Genomic DNA, 19089 nt, shown 5'->3' with positions numbered 1-19089 from the left:
ACGACGAACTCATCCGTACCAACGACTCCTGGCTCGTACGCACCCGGTACGTCCAGACCGACGGCGCCTACAAATCCACCAAACGATAACCACCCACCCACCCACCCCACACAACACCCCACACAACACCCCACACCGGCCACCACCACCGGCACCACCACCCCACAGACCCACACCACCCTGTGGGTCGGCACAACCCACCGACCCACAGGGACAACAGACCCCCACACACACCCACACACGCCGCACCGCCGACGTCCCCACCCACTCAAGGGAACAACACACATGATCCCCCTCTTCAAGGTGGCCATGTCCGACAAAGCGTCCGCGCTCGTCGGCCAGGTCCTGGACAGCGGCTACATCGGCCAGGGCACCAAAGTCGACGAACTCGAACGCGCCCTCGCCCAACGACTCGACAACCACCGGATCCTGACCGTCAACAGCGCCACCTCCGGACTCCACCTCGCCCTCCACCTCGTCGCGACCGAGACCGACTCCGCGCGCGACGGCGAAGTCCTCGCCACCGCACTCACCTGCACCGCCACGAACTGGCCGATCCTGGCCAACGGTATGCGCATCCGATGGGTCGACACCGACCCCGCAACCCTGAACCTCGACCTCGACGACCTCGCCAGAAAAATCACCCCCACCACCCGCGCGATCGTCCTCGTCCACTGGGGTGGCTACCCCGTCGACCTCGACCGCCTCACCCACATCCTCGACCAGGCCGAACACAAAAACGGCACCCGCCCCCGCGTCATCGAAGACTGCGCCGACGCCTTCGGCGCCACCTACAAAAACACTCCCCTCGGCGGCCACGGCAACATCGCCGTCTACAGCTTCCAAGCCATCAAACACCTCACCACCGGAGACGGCGGACTCATCGTCCTGCCCGACGACGACCTCCTGGACCGCGCCCGACTCCTGCGCTGGTACGGCATCGACCGCAACGGCGGAACATCCCGCTACAAAAACGACATCCTCGAATACGGCTTCAAAGCCAACATGAACGACATCAACGCAGCCATCGGCCTCGCCAACCTCGACATCATCGACACCAACCTCGCCCGACACCGCGACAACGCCGCCTACTACGACACCGAACTCGCCAACACCCCCGGACTCCAACTCACCGAACGAAACCCCGACCGCAACCCCTCATTCATGTACTACACACTCAAAGTGGAAAACCGCGACGCATTCACCCACCACCTCCACAACGCAGGAATCACCACCAGCGAAATCCACCACCGCAACGACCAATACACCGCCACCCACCCCTACACCACCCCCCTCCCCAACCTCGACACCATCACCAACCACCACATCTCCATCCCCGTCGGCTGGTGGCTCACCGACACCGACCGCGCCCACATAGCCCACACCATCAAAACCGGCTGGTAACAAACAACCCACCAACCAGAACACCACCCCCACCACCACGGCATATCCTCCAGACCACCCCGAACAACACCCCAACCCGCAAAACTCACCCCGGTGCCGCCGCCACGAGCAACATCGCCCAGCCCCCGGTCCGCTCACGGAGTCCCTCCGGCACGTCCGGCAGGAACGGCCGCAGGTGCGCGGGCGGCTGCGCGGATCCGTGCGCCACCAGCCGGCATCCCTCGACCGCGGCAGCCCGCAGCAGGACCTGCGCCGGCTCGGCGGGAAGGGACAGCATCGGCCAGTGCCCGGCGGGGAGTTCGCAAAGATCACCGGGGGGGGGGTCGGTGAGATCCTGGAGAGCCGGGTCTCCGAAGCCCACCAGCATCTGGACCATCGAGATCACCCGGCCGCGCTCGCCGGTACGGTAGAAGCTCCCCCTGAGGGAGGTTCAAGTGTTCACGTCACGCGACGGCCTGTGCAGCATCGGCGAACTCGCCGAGCTCGCGGGCGTCACCGTCAAGGCCGTCCGCTTCTATTCCGACCGAGGCTTGCTGCCGGAGGCCTCCCGCAGCTCCGGTGGGCATCGCCGATACGGCCCCGAGGCACTGGACCGGTTGCGTCTGGTCCGTTCCCTGCGTGCCCTCGGTCTGCCGGTGCGCGAGGTGCACCGCGTCATCGACGAGGAGGAGGGCGGGGCGGTCAGCGTGCTGGAGGACGCCGTCGCCGGCCAGCTGCGCGACCTCGGCTCCCAGCTCCAGGCCCTGCGCTGGCGGGAGGCGGGGTTGCGCCTGGTGCAGGAGTGCCCTCCCGGGGAGCGGGCGGACCGGTTGCGCCTGATCGGAGCGGTGGCCGCTCCGCCGAGCACGGCTCCGCTGGCCCGGTTCTGGCGGGCCTGGCTGCCACCGCGGATGCCGGCCCGGGCGACGGCGGCCTTCCTGGAGGCGGCGGTTCCCGAGCCGCCTACCGACCCGGAACCGGCCCAGGTCCTCGCCTTCGCCCGGCTCAACGCCTTCGTGACCCGCCCGTGCGCAGGCACCGAGCGGCCGCAGCCAGAGGCGCACAAGTGCGCGGGGGCACGCGGATCAGCTGTGCTGTACGCCGGCCTGGCTGAGGCGTACGAGCTGGCCGGCACACAGCTGCGTCGGGGCCGGGCACCGTGCCCGGGCGAGGAGCTGGACAGTTTCGTGGACGCCTACGCGAGCACGTACCGCAGCCGGGACACGCCCGCCTTCCGCAGACTGCTGGTCAAGCAGCTCACGGCCGACCCGCGGATCGACCGTTACTGGGAGCTGGTCGCCGAGGTGATCACCCCGTCGGGCGGCCCGCCGGAGCCGACCCCCGGGTCCGCGCACGACTGGCTGTTGGCGGCACTGGACGCGCAGACGGCCGGTCAGGATCCGTCCTTCATCCGTTCGCATGAGAGCACCGGGTGCCCCCGTCCTGCTTCGGCACCCGCATCCGGCGCATGAGGTCGCGCGTCACGCGCCGGTCGAGCGTCGTGCGCCAGACGACTCCCGGATATCGGGCTCGCAGATGGGAGAGGGCTCTCGTACCCAGGCCACTGCGATGGAACTGCTCCTCGATGAGCACATCGGTGATGACCCCCTCCGCACAGGACGCGCAGAGGCGGAAGTCCACGTGGCCGACCACCTTGCGCACGTGCACCAGGAGCAGATGCTGCGTGTCACCTGCGCCCCGCACCGGTGGGTGCACCAACTGGACCTCGAGATAGGCGAGCACGCGCCGGTGCCAGGCGCCCTTGCGGTGCCTGCGCAGTCGGTGACGTCCCCGGCCGCCGTGATGAGCGGGGGCCGCTAGGTCATGTGCCCCGGAAGAAGGCGCGCCGCGGAGTGGGTACGTCACGGGCCGTGCGTAGCTTCCCTGCATACCTCACGCCTGCCCCGTGTCCGGCGGCCGATGCATCCGGTGGCGACGGAGCCGACCGGGCCACCTGTCCGATGTGCCGGGTGCTACGGAGCCACGGCGCATACCGGTGGTCCGGTGGGGCAGACGGCCAGGACACACCAACCTGGGGAGCCTTTCATGATGATTGTTGGCATCGTCGCTGTCTGTGTCGTTCTGGCAGTCCTTGCGTTCTTCGTACCTCGCTTGTCCCGCCATCCGGAGCGTGGCACCCAGCGGACTCTCGGGGCCGGGTCACGAGCCGGCGGCAAGGCTCCGGGCGTACTGGGCCGGATCTTCAGCAAGCCGTTCCGCAGCAGCTCCAAGGCTGTGGGCAGCAGCGGCTCCGCCGGCCGACGGGCCCGCGGCCGCATGCCGTTCTGACCGGTTCGCCGCCTCCGGCGGAGCGCTACGGCGGGCTGAGGGGGGCGGGGCTCGGCGTGTACGCGAGCCGCGTCCGCCGGCAGCCCGTGAGCGGCCCCAGGGGAACGGCTACGGCCGTTCCTGAGCCGTGGTGGCCGAGGAACGCCGGGCCCTGATCGCCGGCATCCTCGGAGACCTGGTAGCAGCCACCTCCGGCTGTGGTCTCAGCACCGGCAACGGGCCGGGCGGAGCCATGTCGTCCTCGTTGCGGACGATGCCGGTGAGGAAGCCGTGCCCGAGCGGTGTGCGAGACCTCGCCACCGGTCAGCTCCCTCGCCCGGGAGATGCACGCCTCGCCAGGCTCGGCGAGCACCTCGGTCGAGCCCCATTCCGTTGACGCGAGCACGACCCTGTCGTTGCGGCCCTCGCCCGGGGCTACAGGCTGGCGCGGTGGGCTGCAGCCACTGCGCCGGTCCGACCACGCGTCGTTTCCATGCGCCCGCAGTGATGAAATATCCCAGGGCCCGGCGCGGCCGTAGGGCAGGAATCCGAACCTGATGATTTTCTGAGAACGTCAGTGTCCGAACTCCTTCGAGGAACACAGCCGTGGCACCACAGCGTCCGCATTCTTCCTCCACCACGTCAGGCGTGAATACCGAGTTCAGCATTCAGCTCATCCACGGTCTGCGCATACAGGCGCGCTCCCTGACAGCCTAGTCATCGGCGAATCGCGACGTCGGCCAAATCAGCGCCGCTGGAAAAGCAACCGAACCGCTGCTGTACCCAGGGGGCCGGGACCAGGCACACCCGAATGAAGGAGCCGACACCGCCACTCGCGGTTGTCACGCCGCTCACGTGTGCGCGCAGCTCGCGACCGCTGCAGGTGCCGTGAGTACCCCGTCGACGACAAGGTCTGTCGGCCACTCGGTTCGAGTCATCGACTGGCGCCTTTCCCCCGCAGCTGTGTTCATGCCGGAACACGGCGAGGACCGGTGCCCGTTCGAGCTCCGACATCTGCGGGGCCGTATGAACAGCGCAGAGCCGCAGTTGGGTACGCCACCACTACGCCGGGCCAGGAGGCGAGTCCTCGGCCAGGCCGTCCGAGGACGAGGGTCAGGCCGGAATGGACAACAGCGACGCAGCGCCCTGTGCCCTCTCCAGGGCGGCCGCAGCAAACCCCGGCGACGCCGGAGCCAGTGCACCCGTGTCCCGGTCGGCAGCCGACGCCTACGTGGACGAGGCAGGAAGATCGAAAGGGCTGTGCATGCTTGACGGGCGGGCAGAGCAGGGTGGCACCGCCGGCCCTGTCGGCCGGCAGGACGTCCCGGGCACCGCTGCCGACGCCACCGTGGCCGTCAACGGCGTTCTCGCGGACCAGCTGGACGTCAGGTTGCGCGAGGCACACGAAGTGGACGAGGTGTTCGCCCGAGAAGTCGCGGGCCGGGTGGCCGCCTTCGTCCAGCGAGGCGGAAAGCGGCTGCGGACTGCCTTCCTGTGGTGCGGGTGGCGGGCCGTCGGCGGGGACTGCGATCCGCGAACGCTGCTCCGGATCGGGGCGGCCCTCGAACTCCTCCAGGCGTGCGCGCTCATACACGACGACGTCATGGACGGGTCGCCGATGCGCCGAGGGGCTCCCGCCGTTCACGCCGACTTCGCCCGTATGCACTGCGTCGGCGGGATGAACGGTGCGCCTGAGAAGTACTCGGCTGCGGCTGCCGTGCTCGCGGGCGATCTGGCGCTGGCGTGGGCCGACGACCTGCTCACCGACATCGTGCTCACTTCCCCGCACGGACGGCAGCTGCACCGTGAGTGGCAGGCGATGCGCTGCGAGATGGTGGCCGGGCAGTACCTGGACATCCATGCCCAGGCGACCGGCTCGTCCGCCGCGGACGAGGCGGTACGGATCGCGACCCTGAAGAGCGCTCTCTACACCGTGGAGCGGCCGCTCGCCCTCGGTGCCTCGCTGGCCGGCGCCGGTGCCCGGACCCTCACCGCGCTGCGGTCCGCCGGCCGGTGCGCGGGGCTGGCCTTCCAGCTCAGCGACGATCTGCTGGGGGCGTTCGGAGATCCGGCGGTGACGGGCAAGCCGGCGGATGAGGATCTACGCGGACGGAAGCTCACCTATCTCCTCGCGGTGGCCGTGCGGCTCGCTTCCGCGTCGGACGACTCGGAGGCGATTGCCGCGCTGCGGCCGGAAGACGTCGCACGCTCCGACGACAAGGTCGCACGGATGCGCGCGGCGCTGGAACGCACAGGTGCACGCGCGGTCGTGGAGAGCTACATCGCCGATCTGTCCGCGCTCAGCCTGCGGCACTTCGCAGCCACTGGAGCGGATCAGCATGCCCGTCAGGAGTTCGCCTCGTTGGTCGAACGGGCGGTCGTCGCACCGGTAGGGAGCGAGGGAGCCCAGTGAAGACCGTGTCCGGGTCCACGGACCATGTCGTGGTGGTCGGTGCCGGCTTGTCCGGCCTGGCCGCCGCGCTGTATCTGCTCGGCGCCGGCCGTCGGGTGACCGTCGTCGAGCGGAGCGGCGGGCCGGGAGGCCGTGCCGGTCTGCTGCAGCTCGGTGGATACCGGGTCGATACCGGCCCGACCGTCCTGACGATGCCGCACCTGGCCGACGAGGCCTTTGCCGCCGTGGGTGACAGCCTCTACCGGCGGGTGGATCTCGTCGACTTGCACCCTGCGTACCGGGCCCGCTTCGCGGACGGCACCCACCTGGACGTGCATACGGACGGGGATGCGATGGAGGCCGAGGTGCGTCGTTTCGCCGGCCCTGTCGAGGCCGAGGGCTACCGTCGGCTGCGTATCTGGCTGCGGCGGCTGTACCGGGCTCAGATGCACCGGTTCATCGATACGAATTTCGACTCACCCCTGCAGCTCCTGCATCCGGACCTGGCCCGGTTGGCTGCCCTGGGCGGCTTCGGGCGGCTGGATCCGCAGATCGGCAGGTTCCTCTCGGACGAGCGGCTGCGGAGGGTGTTCTCCTTCCAGGCCCTGTACGCGGGAGTGGCACCGGCCCGGGCACTCGCCGCCTACGCCGTCATCGCCTACATGGACACAGTGGCGGGTGTCCACTTCCCCCGGGGCGGGATGCACGCACTGCCCCGAGCCATGGCGGATGCGGCAGGCGACGCCGGAGGCCGGTTCCGCTGGTCGGCCGAGGTGACCGGACTGGAACGCCATACCGGACGGGTGAGGGCCGTACACCTTGCATCGGGCGAACGGATCGCCTGCGACGCCTTGATCCTGACACCCGATCTGCCCGTCGTGCATCGTCTTCTGGGGCGCGCTCCGCGACGTCCGGTACCGCTGCGTCACTCCCCCTCTGCGGTCATTCTCCATGCCGGTACCGATCGCACCTGGCCCGAGCTCTCGCATCACACGATCTCCTTCGGCGCCGCGTGGGAGCGCACCTTCAACGAACTGACGCGAACCGGACAGCTGATGAGCGATCCGTCGCTGCTGATCACCAGGCCGACGACACACGATCCGGGACTCGCGCCGGAGGGAAAACACCTGCACTACGTCCTGGCTCCGTGCCCGAACACCACAACCGGCCCGTCCGGCGACGCGTGGCGCGACCTCGGACCGCGCTACCGCGACAGCCTGGTGGCGGAGCTGGAACGCCGGGGTCTGAAGGGTTTCGACGCCTCCATCGACCGTGAGCTGCTGGTGACGCCGATGGACTGGTCGGCCCAGGGCCTTGCGGCGGGCACACCGTTCTCCGTGTCCCATACCTTCGCCCAGACCGGTCCCTTCCGGCCGCGCAATCTCGTACGCGGCTGGGACAACGTCGTCCTCGCCGGGTGCGGAACGACCCCCGGGGTGGGGGTCCCGACAGTCCTGCTCAGCGGAAAGCTCGCCGCCGCCCGCGTCACGGGCCTCCCCCGATCCGGTGCGCGCGGGAGCGGCCGTACAGCAACCGACCATCGTCCCGTCCTCGAAAGGCAGCGCCGATGACCCGTCGTGAACTGGACGCCGCGGGCATCACCGACCCCGGGATTCGAGCGGCCTACGCGGAGTGCCGCCGGCTCAACGCCCGCCATGGCAAGACCTACTTCCTGGCCACTCGTCTGCTGCCGGTCGAACGGCGCTGCGCGGTCCACGCCCTGTACGGATTCGCCCGCTGGGCCGATGACATCGTCGACGACATCGGCAGGCGGGAGACTCCGGAACAACGCGATCGGCTGCTTCGGCAGTTGGAGAGCGACCTCGCCCGCGGGCTGCGCACGGGATGCGGGGCCGAGCCAGTGGTGCGGGCGGTGGCGGACACCGCGGGACGGTACGGGATCGATCCGAGGCTGTTCGCCGACTTCATGGCCTCCATGCGCAGCGATCTGAGCGTCACCGACTATGCGACGTACACGGACCTGCAGGCGTACATGCACGGTTCGGCTGCGGTGATCGGGCTGCAGATGCTGCCTGTGCTCGGGACGGTGGTAGCCCGCGAGGAGGCGGCACCGCACGCGGCAGCCCTCGGCATGGCGTTTCAGCTCACCAACTTCCTGCGCGACGTGGGTGAGGATCTGGACCGGGGGCGCGTCTATCTCCCGGCGGACCTGCTCGCGGCCCACGGGGTGGACCGGCCGATGCTGGAGTGGAGCCGTCGGACCGGCAACCATGATCCGCGTATCCGCGCCGCCCTCAGGGCTGCCGAGGAGATGACGCGGAACGTGTACCGGGAGGCGGAGCCGGGCATCGGGATGCTCGACCCCCGGGTGCGGCCGTGCATCCGCGTTGCTTGCACGCTGTACGGCGGCATCCTGGACGCGATCGCCGACGCCGAGTACGCCGTGCTGCACCGCCGCTGTGTGGTTCCGCGCCGGCGCCGGGCACGGACGGCTGCCGCCGGACTTGTGCGCATCCTGAGTGCCCGGATCCGCACCAGGGTGCCCGCCACGACGGCGTCCGCGCCCGCAGCGGTGCGTCAAGAGGAGGGACACGGCCGATGAGGGACCGTCGGGGCGTGGGACGTTGGACGTCGCCGCTGCGGATGCGCCGCGGGCCGGGGTGGTTCGAGCAGGCACCGACGTGGCGGGAGGCGAAGCCGTCCGTGATCTCGGATGCCCTCGCGCGGGCCGGCGCGAGGCCCTCGGGGAACTGGTTCGTCGTCGGGGCATCCCGGAGCATCGTCGGCGGCCGCCCCTACGGCAGGACCGTGAGTGGCGTGGAGGTCGTGCTGTGGCGCACGCGGACAGGAGGCCTGCGGGCCGGGCCAGGCGCGTGCCCGCACCTGGGGGCACCGCTGCGCGAGGGCAAGGTGGTCTGCGGAACGCTCGTGTGCCACTGGCACGGGCTGGCGCTTCAGAAGGAGTCGTTCGCCGGCTGGTCGCCGTTCCCCGTCCATGACGACGGGGTGCTGGTGTGGGTACGCCTGGACGAGGCCGGGGGTGAGGCGCCGCTGGAACATCCCGTGCTGCCCGCACGCCCCCCGACCGCCGTCGCGGTGGACTCGGTGTTCACCACGGTCGGGCGGTGCGAGCCGCAGGACGTGGTCGCGAACCGGCTCGATCCCTGGCACGGATCCTGGTTCCATCCGTACTCGTTCGTCGATCTGCGGGTCGTGGACACCCCACGGGGTGATGACCAGGACGCGTTCGCCGTCGAGGTGTCCTTCCGGGTCGCGGGGCGCCTGGTGGTGCCCGTGCGAGCGGTGTTCACCGCGCCGGAGCCGCGTACGGTCGTCATGCACATCACGGAGGGCGAGGGGGCCACCTCCGTCGTGGAGGCGCACGCCACTCCCCTGACGCCTCGGGGGCATCACAGCCCGCGGACCGCCGTGGTGGAGGCGGTCGTCGCGGCGTCAGACAGGCGAGGTTTCGTCCTGGCCCGTACGGCCGCACCGGTACTGCGCCCGCTGCTGCGCCGGGCGTCCGCCCGCCTGTGGCGTGACGACCTGGCCTACGCCGAGCGCCGATGGTCCCTGCGCCGCAGCGGCCGGTTCCCCGGCTGACCGGGCTGATCCGGCCGTCAGGTGTGCCCGGCCAGGCCGACAAGGGTTCGCAGGATCGGGGAGCGGCCTGTGCGGGGCACCGTCCACAGCACCTGCCCGCGCACCTCCCATCCCGCCAGCAGGGCGTTGGCCGCCAGGAATCCGGTGGTGGCGGCACGTTCCATCAGCGCGACCGGCAGTTCGCAGCGGACCGTGTCGCCGGCCGTCATCACCCTCGGATGCGGGGTGCGTACCGAGGGGCGGTGCGGGTAGCCGCCGACCGGGAACATCGGGCAGTCCGCCCGCCATTCGTGGCGGGCGTCGATGATCCGCGCGTTCGTGGTCTCCGGGTAGACCTCGTGCAGTTGAGCGATCAGCCGTTCCTGTACCTCCTCCGGTTCGGCTCCGTCGTCCACGGCGTAGGCGTGCAGTTCCACCACCGAGCCGCCCGTCCGCCGCGCCCACCGAGCCGCCTCCTGGTCGAAGCGCTCCAGCACGCTGACGTTGTCCAGGCCGCGGTAGCCGCTCGTGCCGAGAAATCCGGCACGCTCCGTGCGTACGGGCCGGTCGAGCCAGAGCCGCGAGACGAGGAACGGCGGAGCGTTGCGCAGCCGGCCGATGTCGTCTCGCCAGGAGGCGCTTCCCAGCGCGGGGGACGCGCCCACGACGTGGCGCAGTCCGGCCACGTCGAGGGCGAGGACCACCGCCTGGTGGCGCTCGGTCCCGGCATCGGTCTCCACCTCTACGTCACCGCCGACGACCGGCCGGACACTGTGAGCGGTTGTGCCTGTGCGCACGTCCACGCCGAGCCGATCCAGATATCCGCCCAGCGGGTCCCACAGGGCCTGCGGAAACGGCTCGCGCGGTACGTCGAAGAGGAGGCCCTCGGAGGAGCCGAGGAAATAGAGGTGAAACATCAGCAGCATCTCGGCCGAGGACAGTTCTCGCGGGTCGGCGAAGAAGCTGCGTGAGAAGACCTCGAACGCCAGGTGCTCGGCCGCCTCGGGAAAACGGATGGCCGCCAGGAAGTCCGCCGCGCTGACCTTGTCGAACCGCGCGTACACCTCGGGTACCCGCACGTCGAGCAATGGCAGCGCCGAGAGCGGGTCCATCGCGGTCAGGTCGCGCCACCCGAACGTGGGGCTGAGGGCGACGAAGCCGAGTGCGCTCCAGGGTGGTGTGCGGGGGATGTGGGCGAAGCTGTCGGTCAGGCCGCTGCTGTGCCGCAGGGGGTAGTCGGGCAGCGGGGTGAGTACGGAGAGCTCGGGATCCACGCGGCGCAGCAGACCGCGCAGGTTGTAGTACTGACGGAAGAAGGCGTGGAACCCGCGGCTCATGGTCGCCTCGGAGCCGTCGGCGAGGCGGGTGTGCCAGCCGCTCACCCGGCCGCCGAGCGCCGTCTCCCGCTCGTACAGGGTGACGCGGACACCGCGTTCGGCGAGGGCCGTCGCGGCTGCGAGACCGGCGATGCCGCCGCCGATCACCGCGGCACCGGGTGCCTCCCCGAGGAAACGGGCACGCCCCGGAGCCGGCAGGATCACCTCGGCCTTCCGGTCCCTGCCACGACGGGCCGCGGTGTGCCGTGAGTTCGCTCTCATCGGCCGGCCGCCTGCTCGGAGCGGGAGCCGTTCTCGGCGAGGAACGTGTGAACCACGCCGGTCTGCCATCCGGCGACCGGGAGGGTACGCACGGTGGTGAAGCCGGCCCCGCTGAGCCGGGACGCGAAGGCGGGCGCCCTGTCGAAGGCGAGGACGCTGCGCCACAGGTGGTGGTACAGGTCGCGGTCACCGGTCAGCGTGCCCGCGGGTCTGATCACTCCGCGGCACAGGGCGTTCCACAAGGCTCTGTGGAACGGGGAGCCGCTGAGGCAGTACTCGTGCACGGCGAGGCGCCCGCCGGGCCGCAGGAGCGCGCGGACCGAGGAGAGCGCGGCGTCCGGATCGGTGACGTTGCGGAACAGGTAGGCGGCCAGGACCGCGTCATAAGGACCGTCGCCGTCGGGCGCCATGAGCTCCTCGGCGGTGCGGTGCAGGAAGCGCACGTTGTCGGGCCAGCGTTTGGCGAGCGCTCGTTCGAGCATCCCGGCGGACGCGTCGGCGGCTGTGATGCGCGCGTACGGGGCGGCCCTCAGCAGTGCGCGTGTGGACGAGCCGGTGCCGCAGCCGAGGTCGAGTACACGCAGTCCCGCACCGCGGTGCGGGAGGCCAAGCCGCCGTGCGGAGCGGTTCAGCTCGCTGCGGTAGCCGGGGTTGACCGCCGTGAGCCGGTCGTACGAGGGGGCGGCGTGGTCGAAGGCTGCGGTGAGTTCGTGGTCTCGCAGAAGCGTCATCAGCGGCTCTCTCCGGGCGGGGTGGGGGCGCGACGTTCGAGGAAGGGGAGTTCGGCGGCGGTGCGGAGCATGGCTAGCACAGGGGTACGCAGACCGATGCCGAGCTCCTCCCAGGGAGTGCTCCCGCCGTCGAGGAAGCGCAGCAGCCGCTCTGTCGGGGTGCGGCGGAACAGGTCGGTGAAGAAGCGGGGGCCGTCGATCCGGCCCGTGTCGAGTGCTCGTAGCACCACCGCGTCCATCGCCACTGCCCGGCGGCGGTGGGGACGCGGCACGGTCGTCGTGCCGTCGCGGAGCGCTGCGGCGATGGCACGGCTCTGGCGTTGCACGGCGGCGAACGTGTAGCCGGTCGCCGGCCGGGTGGCCCCTCCCGCGGCCCCGATGCGGAAGACGGACTGCCCGGTCCTGCGCGGGAAACGTGCGTCGGTCATCGGGATGACGCCCTGCTCGGCGCTCTCGACGGTGAGCGGTCCCAGGTGCAGCACGTCGTTGGTGTAGTGCCGCAAGGCGGTCTCGTACGCGGTCGTCGACAGGGCGGCCCGGGAGAATTCGGTGTACTCGACCAGTGCCCGGTCCGGTGCCAGGGGCAGGACGTAACCGAAGGCGAGCCCGTGGGCGGGCTGCGGTACACGAAAGTCCATCAGGTCCGCCACGTCGGGGTCGAAGCACGGGGTGGCTGTGCGGACGAACCAACCGCGGAAGTGCTGGAGCAGTGTGGTCCGGGCGGGCGGCAGACGACGCAGGGGGCGTGAGTCGAAGACCCGTCTGCCACGCACGGTCAGCGCCTCCCCTTCGGCGGTGGTGCAGGAGACCTCGGCTCCGCCTCTCACGTCGCGCACCTCGTGGACCGTGGCGCGCAGGACCCGTGCGCCGGGGTACCGGCCCAGCCGCGAGTGGACCAGGTCCTCGAACGGCGCGGATCGCAGCATCCGGTAGCGAAGTGGCATGGGGCCGGAAGTGATGGTGGCACCGTCCTGTGCCGTGATCCGCAGACGTGGCCAGGAGGCGACGACCGCTTCCTCGAACTCGCCCGGCCCGTCGTCCCAGTAGCACCAGGTGCGTTCGGCCGGCCTCAGCGGTCCGTCGGGCGCTTCGATGAGCGTCACGGCCGTGGTTCCCGTGCTCGTGAGCCGGTGCGCCAGACACAGCCCGGCCGCGCCACCGCCCACGACGACCGCGTCGGCCCGCTCCCGCTCCTCGGCCGCGGAGCCCGTCATCGGACGCGTGGCTCGAAGAAGGCGATCCCCTGGGAGTCGGTGCGCACCATTTCGGCGTCAGCCGCCAGGGCCTCGACCACGGTGTGGACCGCCGCACCGAAATCACCCGCCTGCGGCATGGGGGGCGGGTGACCGGCAACGGCACGGTCGGCGAAGCCGGTGTCCAGATGCCCGAAGCGGACCTCCAGTACATGGATGCCTGCGGGGCGGGCCTCACGGCGCACCGCGCCGAGCCAGGCGGCCAGCGCGGACTTGGAGGCGCTGTAGTCGGCCATCCCGGGCTGAGGACGTTCGGCCACGACACCGGTGATCGCGGCGATGGTGCCGCCTGTGCCGAGCACGCCGAGCGCGGCACGGAAGAACGCGGCAGGCGCGAGGGCGTTCACCGCCATCAGGTGCTCGGCGATGTCGTCGCCCACCGCGCCGGCCTTCCCGAACGCCACCGAGCCGAACGCCGTCAGGACGGCGTCCAGGCCGCCGTGCTCGCCCGCCGCCGCGTGCACGGCGCGGGCGCACGAGTCCGGGGCGTACGCGTCGAACAGGACCGTAGGGGCGCCGCCGAGTGCCTGGGCGCTCCTCGTGAGGCGCTCCTCGTTGCGTCCGGCCAGGACAAGGTGCGCGCCGCGAGCGCCGAGTTCGGCTGCCAGGGCTGCACCGATGACTCCCGTGGCGCCGGCGACCAGAACCCGCGCGCCTTCGATCTTCACGTCTCACTCCGTTCGCTCGGTTGCGGCCGCACCTGCGCTCGGCCGGTTGCCCCGGGCGCGGAGGTGCGTACGAGGACGGGGAGGTCGCGTGGCGGGAGGACCCGCCGGGCAGCGGGCTCCCGGCGTCCGGTGCGGGTCGGCGGTGCCCGCCCCTCCCCGGGACGTCCGGGCAAAGAGCCCAGGGGTGAGCGGCCTCAGGCGCTGACGACGCCTGCCGGACCGCCCACCACGAGGGCGCCGGGCAGCCCGGTCATCACCCGTCTCCCACACCGTTCACATCGGCTGTCTGTCAGCCGACCACGAACCGGCCTCCGATGCCAGCAGCCTCCCCGGACATCGGCCCATTAGTGGCGAAACCACGGGCCTAAGGGCTGTCCCGCAATTCCTGGTGGATCAGCGCGCGGCGTCAGATGCGGTGCATCGCAAGGCGGAGGGACGCCCGAATACTGGACGTATTCGGGCGTTCCGACAACGCGGCGAGGTGCCGTAGCTGTCGTCGTGCGCCCGCCAGGAGTTGCGGGACAGCCCTTAGGGGAACGCCCGCGCCCGGCGCACGCGATCATTGCCGGTGAGGGCCTGAGGCGGGGAGGGAGACCCGCGCCTGGAGGCGCTCCGCCGCAGCGTGGCATAGCGTTTCCGGTAGCGGGCCGGGGCCGACGGTGGCGATACGGAACGGCGGAACATCGGTGGAGCAGCACGAGGAAGAAGCTTGCCCCCAGGCGGATGACGGATGGTGGTCCGGCCGTCTGCATGAGCTCTGGCGTGTCGCCGACACGGCGCAGGACGTGACGAGGCTGGCCGATTCCGTCTACGACATGCTGCTCCGTATGCCCGGTGTGCTGGCCGTCGTGGGCACCCACTGGAGCGGCGGGCTGCTGCACTATCTGCGCAGCGTCACCGTGTCGGAGCCGACACCGTCATTCACCGAAGTCGAACAAAGTTTCGCCAACTGCATCCCCGGTGCGCCAGGTGACGACCCGGCTGTCACGGTGCACGAGGTGTCGGGGCTCGACGGCGCCATGCCGCATGTCCAGCTTCTGGCGGCAGCGGGCGCGCGGAGTGTGGCGGAGTGTGCCGTGCCGCTGGCACAGGGAGGCTGGGCCTCGTTCATGGTCGGCACCGGAGACCGGGCCGCTGCCGATATGACGCTGCGGACCCGGTTGAAGCAGGTGGCCGAGGTCATGATGGCCTGCGACAGGCGCATCATGGCGCGGCGCGAGGACGAGCTGCGTCAGGTGAGTGACGCCTTCCTGGCGGAGGCGTCGTTGCAGATGGATTCGAGCCTTGATCTGGAGAGGACCGTGCGGCGGGTGGCTCGGACGGCTGTTCCCGCCGTCGCAGAGGGGTGCGTCCTGCATCTGCAACTTTCCGGCGGACTGACTTCCGTGGCCTCCTCGCACATGGACGCGGGCGCGCAGCAGTGGCTCGGTGTGGTCGCGGCCGAGGACCTCTGGCTCAAGAACGTGCTGCAGCAGGTCGTCGAAGGCGAGCAGGGGCTGGTGTTGCAGGGCGATGAGCTGGAGGGCGGGCCCTTCGGGCCCGCCTCGTCAGGGGCGGGGCGGGCCGTGCGGGCGCTCAGCGTGAATCCGCTCACGGCTCGGGGGCGGGCTCTGGGCACCCTGACGTTCCTCTACCACCGGGTGGACATCGCCGAGGCGGCCTCGCGGTTCCTCGCCGATCTCGCGGACCGGGCCGCGTTGGCCATTGACACCAGCACCCTGTACGAACAGCGGCGCCGGCACATGGTGTCCCTCCAGCGACATCTGCTGCCGAGCGAGCTGCCGCAGGTCTCGGGAGTCACCCTGAGTTCGGCATACGAGGTGGGCGACGTCTCGCTCGATGTGGGCGGTGACTTCTACGACGCCGTTCCGGGAGCTCAGGGCGGTGTGACGCTCCTCATCGGTGACGTCTGCGGTCGCGGGGCGGAGGCCGCGGCACTCACCGGCCTGGCCCGCCATACCCTGCGCACCCTGCTCGAGGACGGCAGTACGCCCGAGCACGCGCTGGAACGCCTGAACCAGGCGCTGATCAGGGAGGGCACGTCCCGCTTCGTGACAGCGCTCGTAGCGGTGCTGGTGCCGGACAGAGCGGGGTTCAGCCTGCGCTATTGGAGTGCGGGTCATCCTGCGCCTCTGCTGCGGCGTGAGGACGGCGCGGTGGAGGAACTCGCGGCACACGGGGATCTGCTGGGTGTGCTGGAGGACATCGCGTACGGATCCGGGTCAGCGCATGTGGCGCCGGGTGACGCACTGGTGCTGTTCACCGACGGGGTGACCGAGGCGAGAGCGGCCGACGGAACGTTCTTCGAATCCTGCCTGCGGGACGTGGTGGCGCAGCAGGGGGCCGGTGAGGCCAAAGGGTTCGCCGAGCGGCTGGCAGCTGCTGTCGTGGGATTCCGGACGACGGGTGCGGACGACGTCGCCGTGCTCGTCGCACAGGCGGAGACGGAGGCGGTCGCGTGAGCGGGCCTGCCGGGAATCCGAGGATCGATCACGATCTCGTCTGGGTGGTCGAGGACTCGGCGGAGGACGCCGAGGCCATCCAGCGGGCGCTCGGTCACACTCACCCGGGTCTGACGCTGGAATTCACCGACAGGGGGGCCGGAGTCGCCGAGCGGCTGCTGGCGGCCGGCCGACGGCCGGGGCTCGTTCTCCTTGATCTGAACATGCCGGGTCTCGGTGGAGCCGCGGTGCTCCGAACGATCCGCGCCCTGCCTGAACTGGACGACGTGACCGTGGTGGTCTTCACGTCGTCCAGCGCTCCGGACGAGGTCGATGCAACCTACGCGGCGGGGGCTGACAGTTACATCTACAAGCCGGTCAACTTCGAGCTCTTCCGCACCGTGCTGAAGGGAGCCGTGGACTACTGGCAGAGAAGGGCGAAGGGTGGGGACGAGGGCCCTGCCACTCAGTCGCCGCCTTCCTGACCCAGAGTGAAGCAGAAGCTGGTCCCGCGGCCGGGTTCGCTTTCGAGCCACAGCTCGCCGCCGTGCCGCTCGACGATCCGTTTGACGATGGCGAGGCCCACGCCGGTGCCCCCACCGCGCTCGTCCCGCCCGTGCAGTCTGTGGAACAGCTCGAAGACCTCGTCCTGATGGTCGGCCGGAATACCGATGCCGTTGTCGCGGACCACGATGGTCTGCCGGGGGTTACCGCCTGTCGGCGGGCGGAGTGTGCGGACCAGGACCTCGACCGTGCGGTCTCCTTGGTCGGCAGCGTACTTGGCGGCGTTCACCAGGAGGTTGACCAGGGCCTCGTGGAGCCGATCCTCATCGGCGTACACCTCGGGGAGATCTCCTCTGACGACCCGCACATGGGCCTCGCCCAGACGTTCCCCGGCCACGTCGAGTGCGGAGTCGAGCACCCGGTCCAGTGGGACACGGACGCGGTGCAGCCCGGCTCGGCCCAGCCGGGCGAAGTGCAGCAACGAGTCGATCAGGTCGTCCATCCGGCCGGCCAGTCGCCGCATCGTGAGAAGCCGCCGGACGGTTGTCGCGTCGAGGTCCGCTGCGGCGTCCTCCATGACGAATGCGGCGGCGTTGGAGATCCCCCGCAGTGGTTCCTTGAGGTCATGGGCCGCCACATGGGCGAACGAGTCGAGGTCGAAGTTGACGACGCGTAGCTGTTCGTTGAGTACGGCCAGTTCGGCCTCGTGCCGGAGTACGAGACCGGTCAGCGTGCGCCAGAGCTCCTGCGCGGTGGCGCGGTCGGAGGGCGTCCAGGGCAGGCTCCGCCCACGTACGACCGCACGGAATACGGCCCCCGATCCGCGCGGGGTGAGCCGTTCGCCGCGTGGGCCGGTCCGGACGGGCCGGGAGGGATCGGTGGCCCATTGGCGGGCCACGGGACGCTCCCTGCGGAACCAGGCGAGGAAGTCACCCGAACGGCTCAGCGTCACCATCAGGACCCCGGCCGGACCGCCTTCCGCCACGTCCTCGCCGCCGGGTCGGTCCAGTTCCTCGGAAAGCCGGTCCGTACTCCAGAGCGTGCCCGGTGGCAGCCCTGCCGCGCGTGCCTGGAGGGTCTCCAGCAGAGCGGGCGCGACACTCATCCCGTTGGTGGTGCCGCGGCCACCGCGGTGGAGCGCCGCACCATCGGCGTCCAGCAGAGCACCGAGGGCGTCGTCGCCTGCCAGGAGCGAGTCCTGCAGATCGGACGTGAGCCGGGAGATGATCCGGTCGAGGCGCTCACGGGACGCGAGGAGCGCCCCGGCCTGCTCCCGTTCCTGGATGACGGCGAGTTGCAGGGAGAAGACGACACCGAAGAACTCACATGCCGCCCGGAGTTCCGGGGGAATCGTGGCGGCGGCGTCGCCATGGCAGGCGATCAGCCCCCAGAGCTCGCCCTCGCGCAGGACGCTCACCGACATCGAGGACTTCACGCCGATGTTCCGCAGGTACTCCAGATGGAAGTCGGACACGGTGCGCAGTACGGAGTTCGACAGATCCAGCGGCAGGCCCGTGCCGGCCCGCCGCGGGGGGTGTAGGCCCACACTGGTGTCGTCCACGTCGGCGATCACCCGGATCCAGTTGTCGCGGTAGAGCCGCCTCGCCTGGGGCGGGATGTCGCCGGCGGGGAACCAGAGCCCCAGCCAGGGCTCGTGGCCGTCGGTGAGCACCTCCGCGACCACCTCTCCCGGCCCGTTCTCGCCCTCGAAGCGGTAGGCGACCACTCGGTCGAAGCCGGTCAGCGCCTGGATCTCACGGGTGGCCGCCTGGCAGCACTCGGCTACCGTGGTCGAGGACCGAAGCCGTGTCAGCGCCCGGCGCACCCCTTGGTAGTAGCGCGCGAAATGCGGCAACGCGACGGTTCGCGGCTCACACTCCAGGATGATGAAGGGCCCCTGACGGTGTGCGGTCACGTCGAACAGCCGGGGGGTGCCCCCCACGTCGATGGAGACGGGGAGCACCATGCTCGCCGCTTCGTGCTGGGCCCCGACCTCGAGAACCTCGGCCCAGTCCTCCGGGGGCAGCACCCGCGTGACGGGCCCCCCGACCAGCTCCGTGGCTTCGATCCCCAGCAGGCGACCGGTGTTCAGCGCCGCGGTGTCCACCGTACCGGTGTCGGCCTCCACCCCGAGCAGGGTGCCGTGGGACTGAATCCGGCCCAGCAGGTGAATGGGCTCCTGGGCGCACTTGCTGAGGTCGAAGCCGACGGCCGCCGCGGCCTCGGCCTCCCGCCCCGGGTCCGGAAGGGACATCTCTTCTCCCACGTACCGTGTTCTCGATCCGGTCTGGTGTCGGCCCTCCGGCCC

16 protein-coding genes are annotated in these 19089 nt (G+C 70.5%); 9 read left to right on the top strand and 7 right to left on the bottom strand.

Annotated features, from left to right (window positions below; genetic code table 11):
* Positions 1–285 precede the first annotated feature (285 nt).
* Complete coding sequence (locus AB0F38_RS29420; protein ID WP_361899772.1) at positions 286–1404, top strand: DegT/DnrJ/EryC1/StrS family aminotransferase; 1119 nt, start codon at positions 286–288, stop codon at positions 1402–1404.
* 85 nt (positions 1405–1489) lie between these two features.
* Here the strand turns inward: AB0F38_RS29420 and AB0F38_RS29415 are convergent, their stop codons facing one another.
* The gene (locus AB0F38_RS29415) at positions 1490–1780 is read right to left on the bottom strand and encodes a hypothetical protein (protein ID WP_361899769.1); all 291 of its coding nucleotides are present in this window, start codon (positions 1778–1780) and stop codon (positions 1490–1492) included.
* A 58-nt stretch (positions 1781–1838) separates the two neighbouring features.
* Here AB0F38_RS29415 and AB0F38_RS29410 point away from each other — a divergent pair, with 58 nt between their 5' ends.
* Complete coding sequence (locus AB0F38_RS29410; protein ID WP_361899766.1) at positions 1839–2855, top strand: MerR family transcriptional regulator; 1017 nt, start codon at positions 1839–1841, stop codon at positions 2853–2855.
* On the opposite strand, the gene AB0F38_RS29405 is transcribed toward AB0F38_RS29410, so the two are convergent.
* Positions 2791–3126, bottom strand: coding sequence for an N-acetyltransferase (locus AB0F38_RS29405; protein ID WP_361899764.1), 336 nt, complete (start codon positions 3124–3126; stop codon positions 2791–2793). The two genes, AB0F38_RS29410 and AB0F38_RS29405, sit on opposite strands and share 65 nt — an antisense overlap.
* A 303-nt stretch (positions 3127–3429) precedes the next feature.
* Here AB0F38_RS29405 and AB0F38_RS29400 point away from each other — a divergent pair, with 303 nt between their 5' ends.
* The 5 genes from AB0F38_RS29400 to AB0F38_RS29380 all read left to right on the top strand — a co-directional run bounded on the left by AB0F38_RS29400 (position 3430) and on the right by AB0F38_RS29380 (position 9607).
* Positions 3430–3672 carry a DUF6411 family protein gene (locus AB0F38_RS29400; RefSeq protein ID WP_361899761.1) on the top strand — a complete coding sequence of 81 codons (243 nt, stop codon included), beginning with the start codon at positions 3430–3432 and terminating at the stop codon, positions 3670–3672.
* Between the two features lie 1243 nt (positions 3673–4915).
* On the top strand, positions 4916–6064 hold the full coding sequence (locus AB0F38_RS29395) for a polyprenyl synthetase family protein (RefSeq protein ID WP_361899759.1): 1149 nt from the start codon (positions 4916–4918) through the stop codon (positions 6062–6064).
* Positions 6061–7614, top strand: coding sequence for a phytoene desaturase family protein (crtI, locus tag AB0F38_RS29390; protein WP_361899756.1), 1554 nt, complete (start codon positions 6061–6063; stop codon positions 7612–7614). The genes AB0F38_RS29395 and crtI overlap by 4 nt, the downstream gene beginning before the upstream one ends.
* Positions 7611–8606, top strand: coding sequence for a phytoene/squalene synthase family protein (locus tag AB0F38_RS29385; protein WP_361899753.1), 996 nt, complete (start codon positions 7611–7613; stop codon positions 8604–8606). The genes crtI and AB0F38_RS29385 overlap by 4 nt, the downstream gene beginning before the upstream one ends.
* On the top strand, positions 8603–9607 hold the full coding sequence (locus AB0F38_RS29380) for a DUF5914 domain-containing protein (protein WP_361899751.1): 1005 nt from the start codon (positions 8603–8605) through the stop codon (positions 9605–9607). Before AB0F38_RS29385 ends, AB0F38_RS29380 begins: the two co-directional genes overlap by 4 nt.
* A gap of 17 nt (positions 9608–9624) precedes the next feature.
* On the opposite strand, the gene AB0F38_RS29375 is transcribed toward AB0F38_RS29380, so the two are convergent.
* From AB0F38_RS29375 to AB0F38_RS29360, 4 genes are read right to left on the bottom strand one after another with little or no spacing between them, the layout of a single operon-like run.
* Positions 9625–11184, bottom strand: coding sequence for an FAD-dependent oxidoreductase (locus AB0F38_RS29375; RefSeq protein ID WP_361899748.1), 1560 nt, complete (start codon positions 11182–11184; stop codon positions 9625–9627).
* On the bottom strand, positions 11181–11915 hold the full coding sequence (locus tag AB0F38_RS29370) for a class I SAM-dependent methyltransferase (protein ID WP_361899745.1): 735 nt from the start codon (positions 11913–11915) through the stop codon (positions 11181–11183). The genes AB0F38_RS29375 and AB0F38_RS29370 overlap by 4 nt, the downstream gene beginning before the upstream one ends.
* A complete protein-coding gene (locus AB0F38_RS29365; RefSeq protein WP_361899742.1) occupies positions 11915–13129 on the bottom strand; it encodes a lycopene cyclase family protein in 1215 nt (404 codons plus the stop codon). Before AB0F38_RS29365 ends, AB0F38_RS29370 begins: the two co-directional genes overlap by 1 nt.
* The gene (locus AB0F38_RS29360) at positions 13126–13836 is read right to left on the bottom strand and encodes an SDR family NAD(P)-dependent oxidoreductase (RefSeq protein WP_361899739.1); all 711 of its coding nucleotides are present in this window, start codon (positions 13834–13836) and stop codon (positions 13126–13128) included. Before AB0F38_RS29360 ends, AB0F38_RS29365 begins: the two co-directional genes overlap by 4 nt.
* Before the next feature lie 785 nt (positions 13837–14621).
* Here AB0F38_RS29360 and AB0F38_RS29355 point away from each other — a divergent pair.
* Together AB0F38_RS29355 and AB0F38_RS29350 are read left to right on the top strand one after the other, a co-directional pair.
* The gene (locus AB0F38_RS29355) at positions 14622–16298 is read left to right on the top strand and encodes a PP2C family protein-serine/threonine phosphatase (protein WP_361899736.1); all 1677 of its coding nucleotides are present in this window, start codon (positions 14622–14624) and stop codon (positions 16296–16298) included.
* Complete coding sequence (locus AB0F38_RS29350; protein ID WP_361899733.1) at positions 16295–16762, top strand: response regulator; 468 nt, start codon at positions 16295–16297, stop codon at positions 16760–16762. Before AB0F38_RS29355 ends, AB0F38_RS29350 begins: the two co-directional genes overlap by 4 nt.
* On the opposite strand, the gene AB0F38_RS29345 is transcribed toward AB0F38_RS29350, so the two are convergent.
* A complete protein-coding gene (locus tag AB0F38_RS29345) occupies positions 16744–19035 on the bottom strand; it encodes an ATP-binding protein (protein WP_361899730.1) in 2292 nt (763 codons plus the stop codon). The two genes, AB0F38_RS29350 and AB0F38_RS29345, sit on opposite strands and share 19 nt — an antisense overlap.
* Positions 19036–19089: the final 54 nt, after the last annotated feature.

The sequence above is a fragment of the Streptomyces sp. NPDC025273 genome, assembly GCF_040638585.1.
Taxonomy (GTDB): domain Bacteria; phylum Actinomycetota; class Actinomycetes; order Streptomycetales; family Streptomycetaceae; genus Streptomyces; species Streptomyces cinereorectus.
The sequence above is the reverse complement of the archived record's forward strand: the minus strand, read 5'-3'. Positions and strand labels throughout refer to the sequence as shown.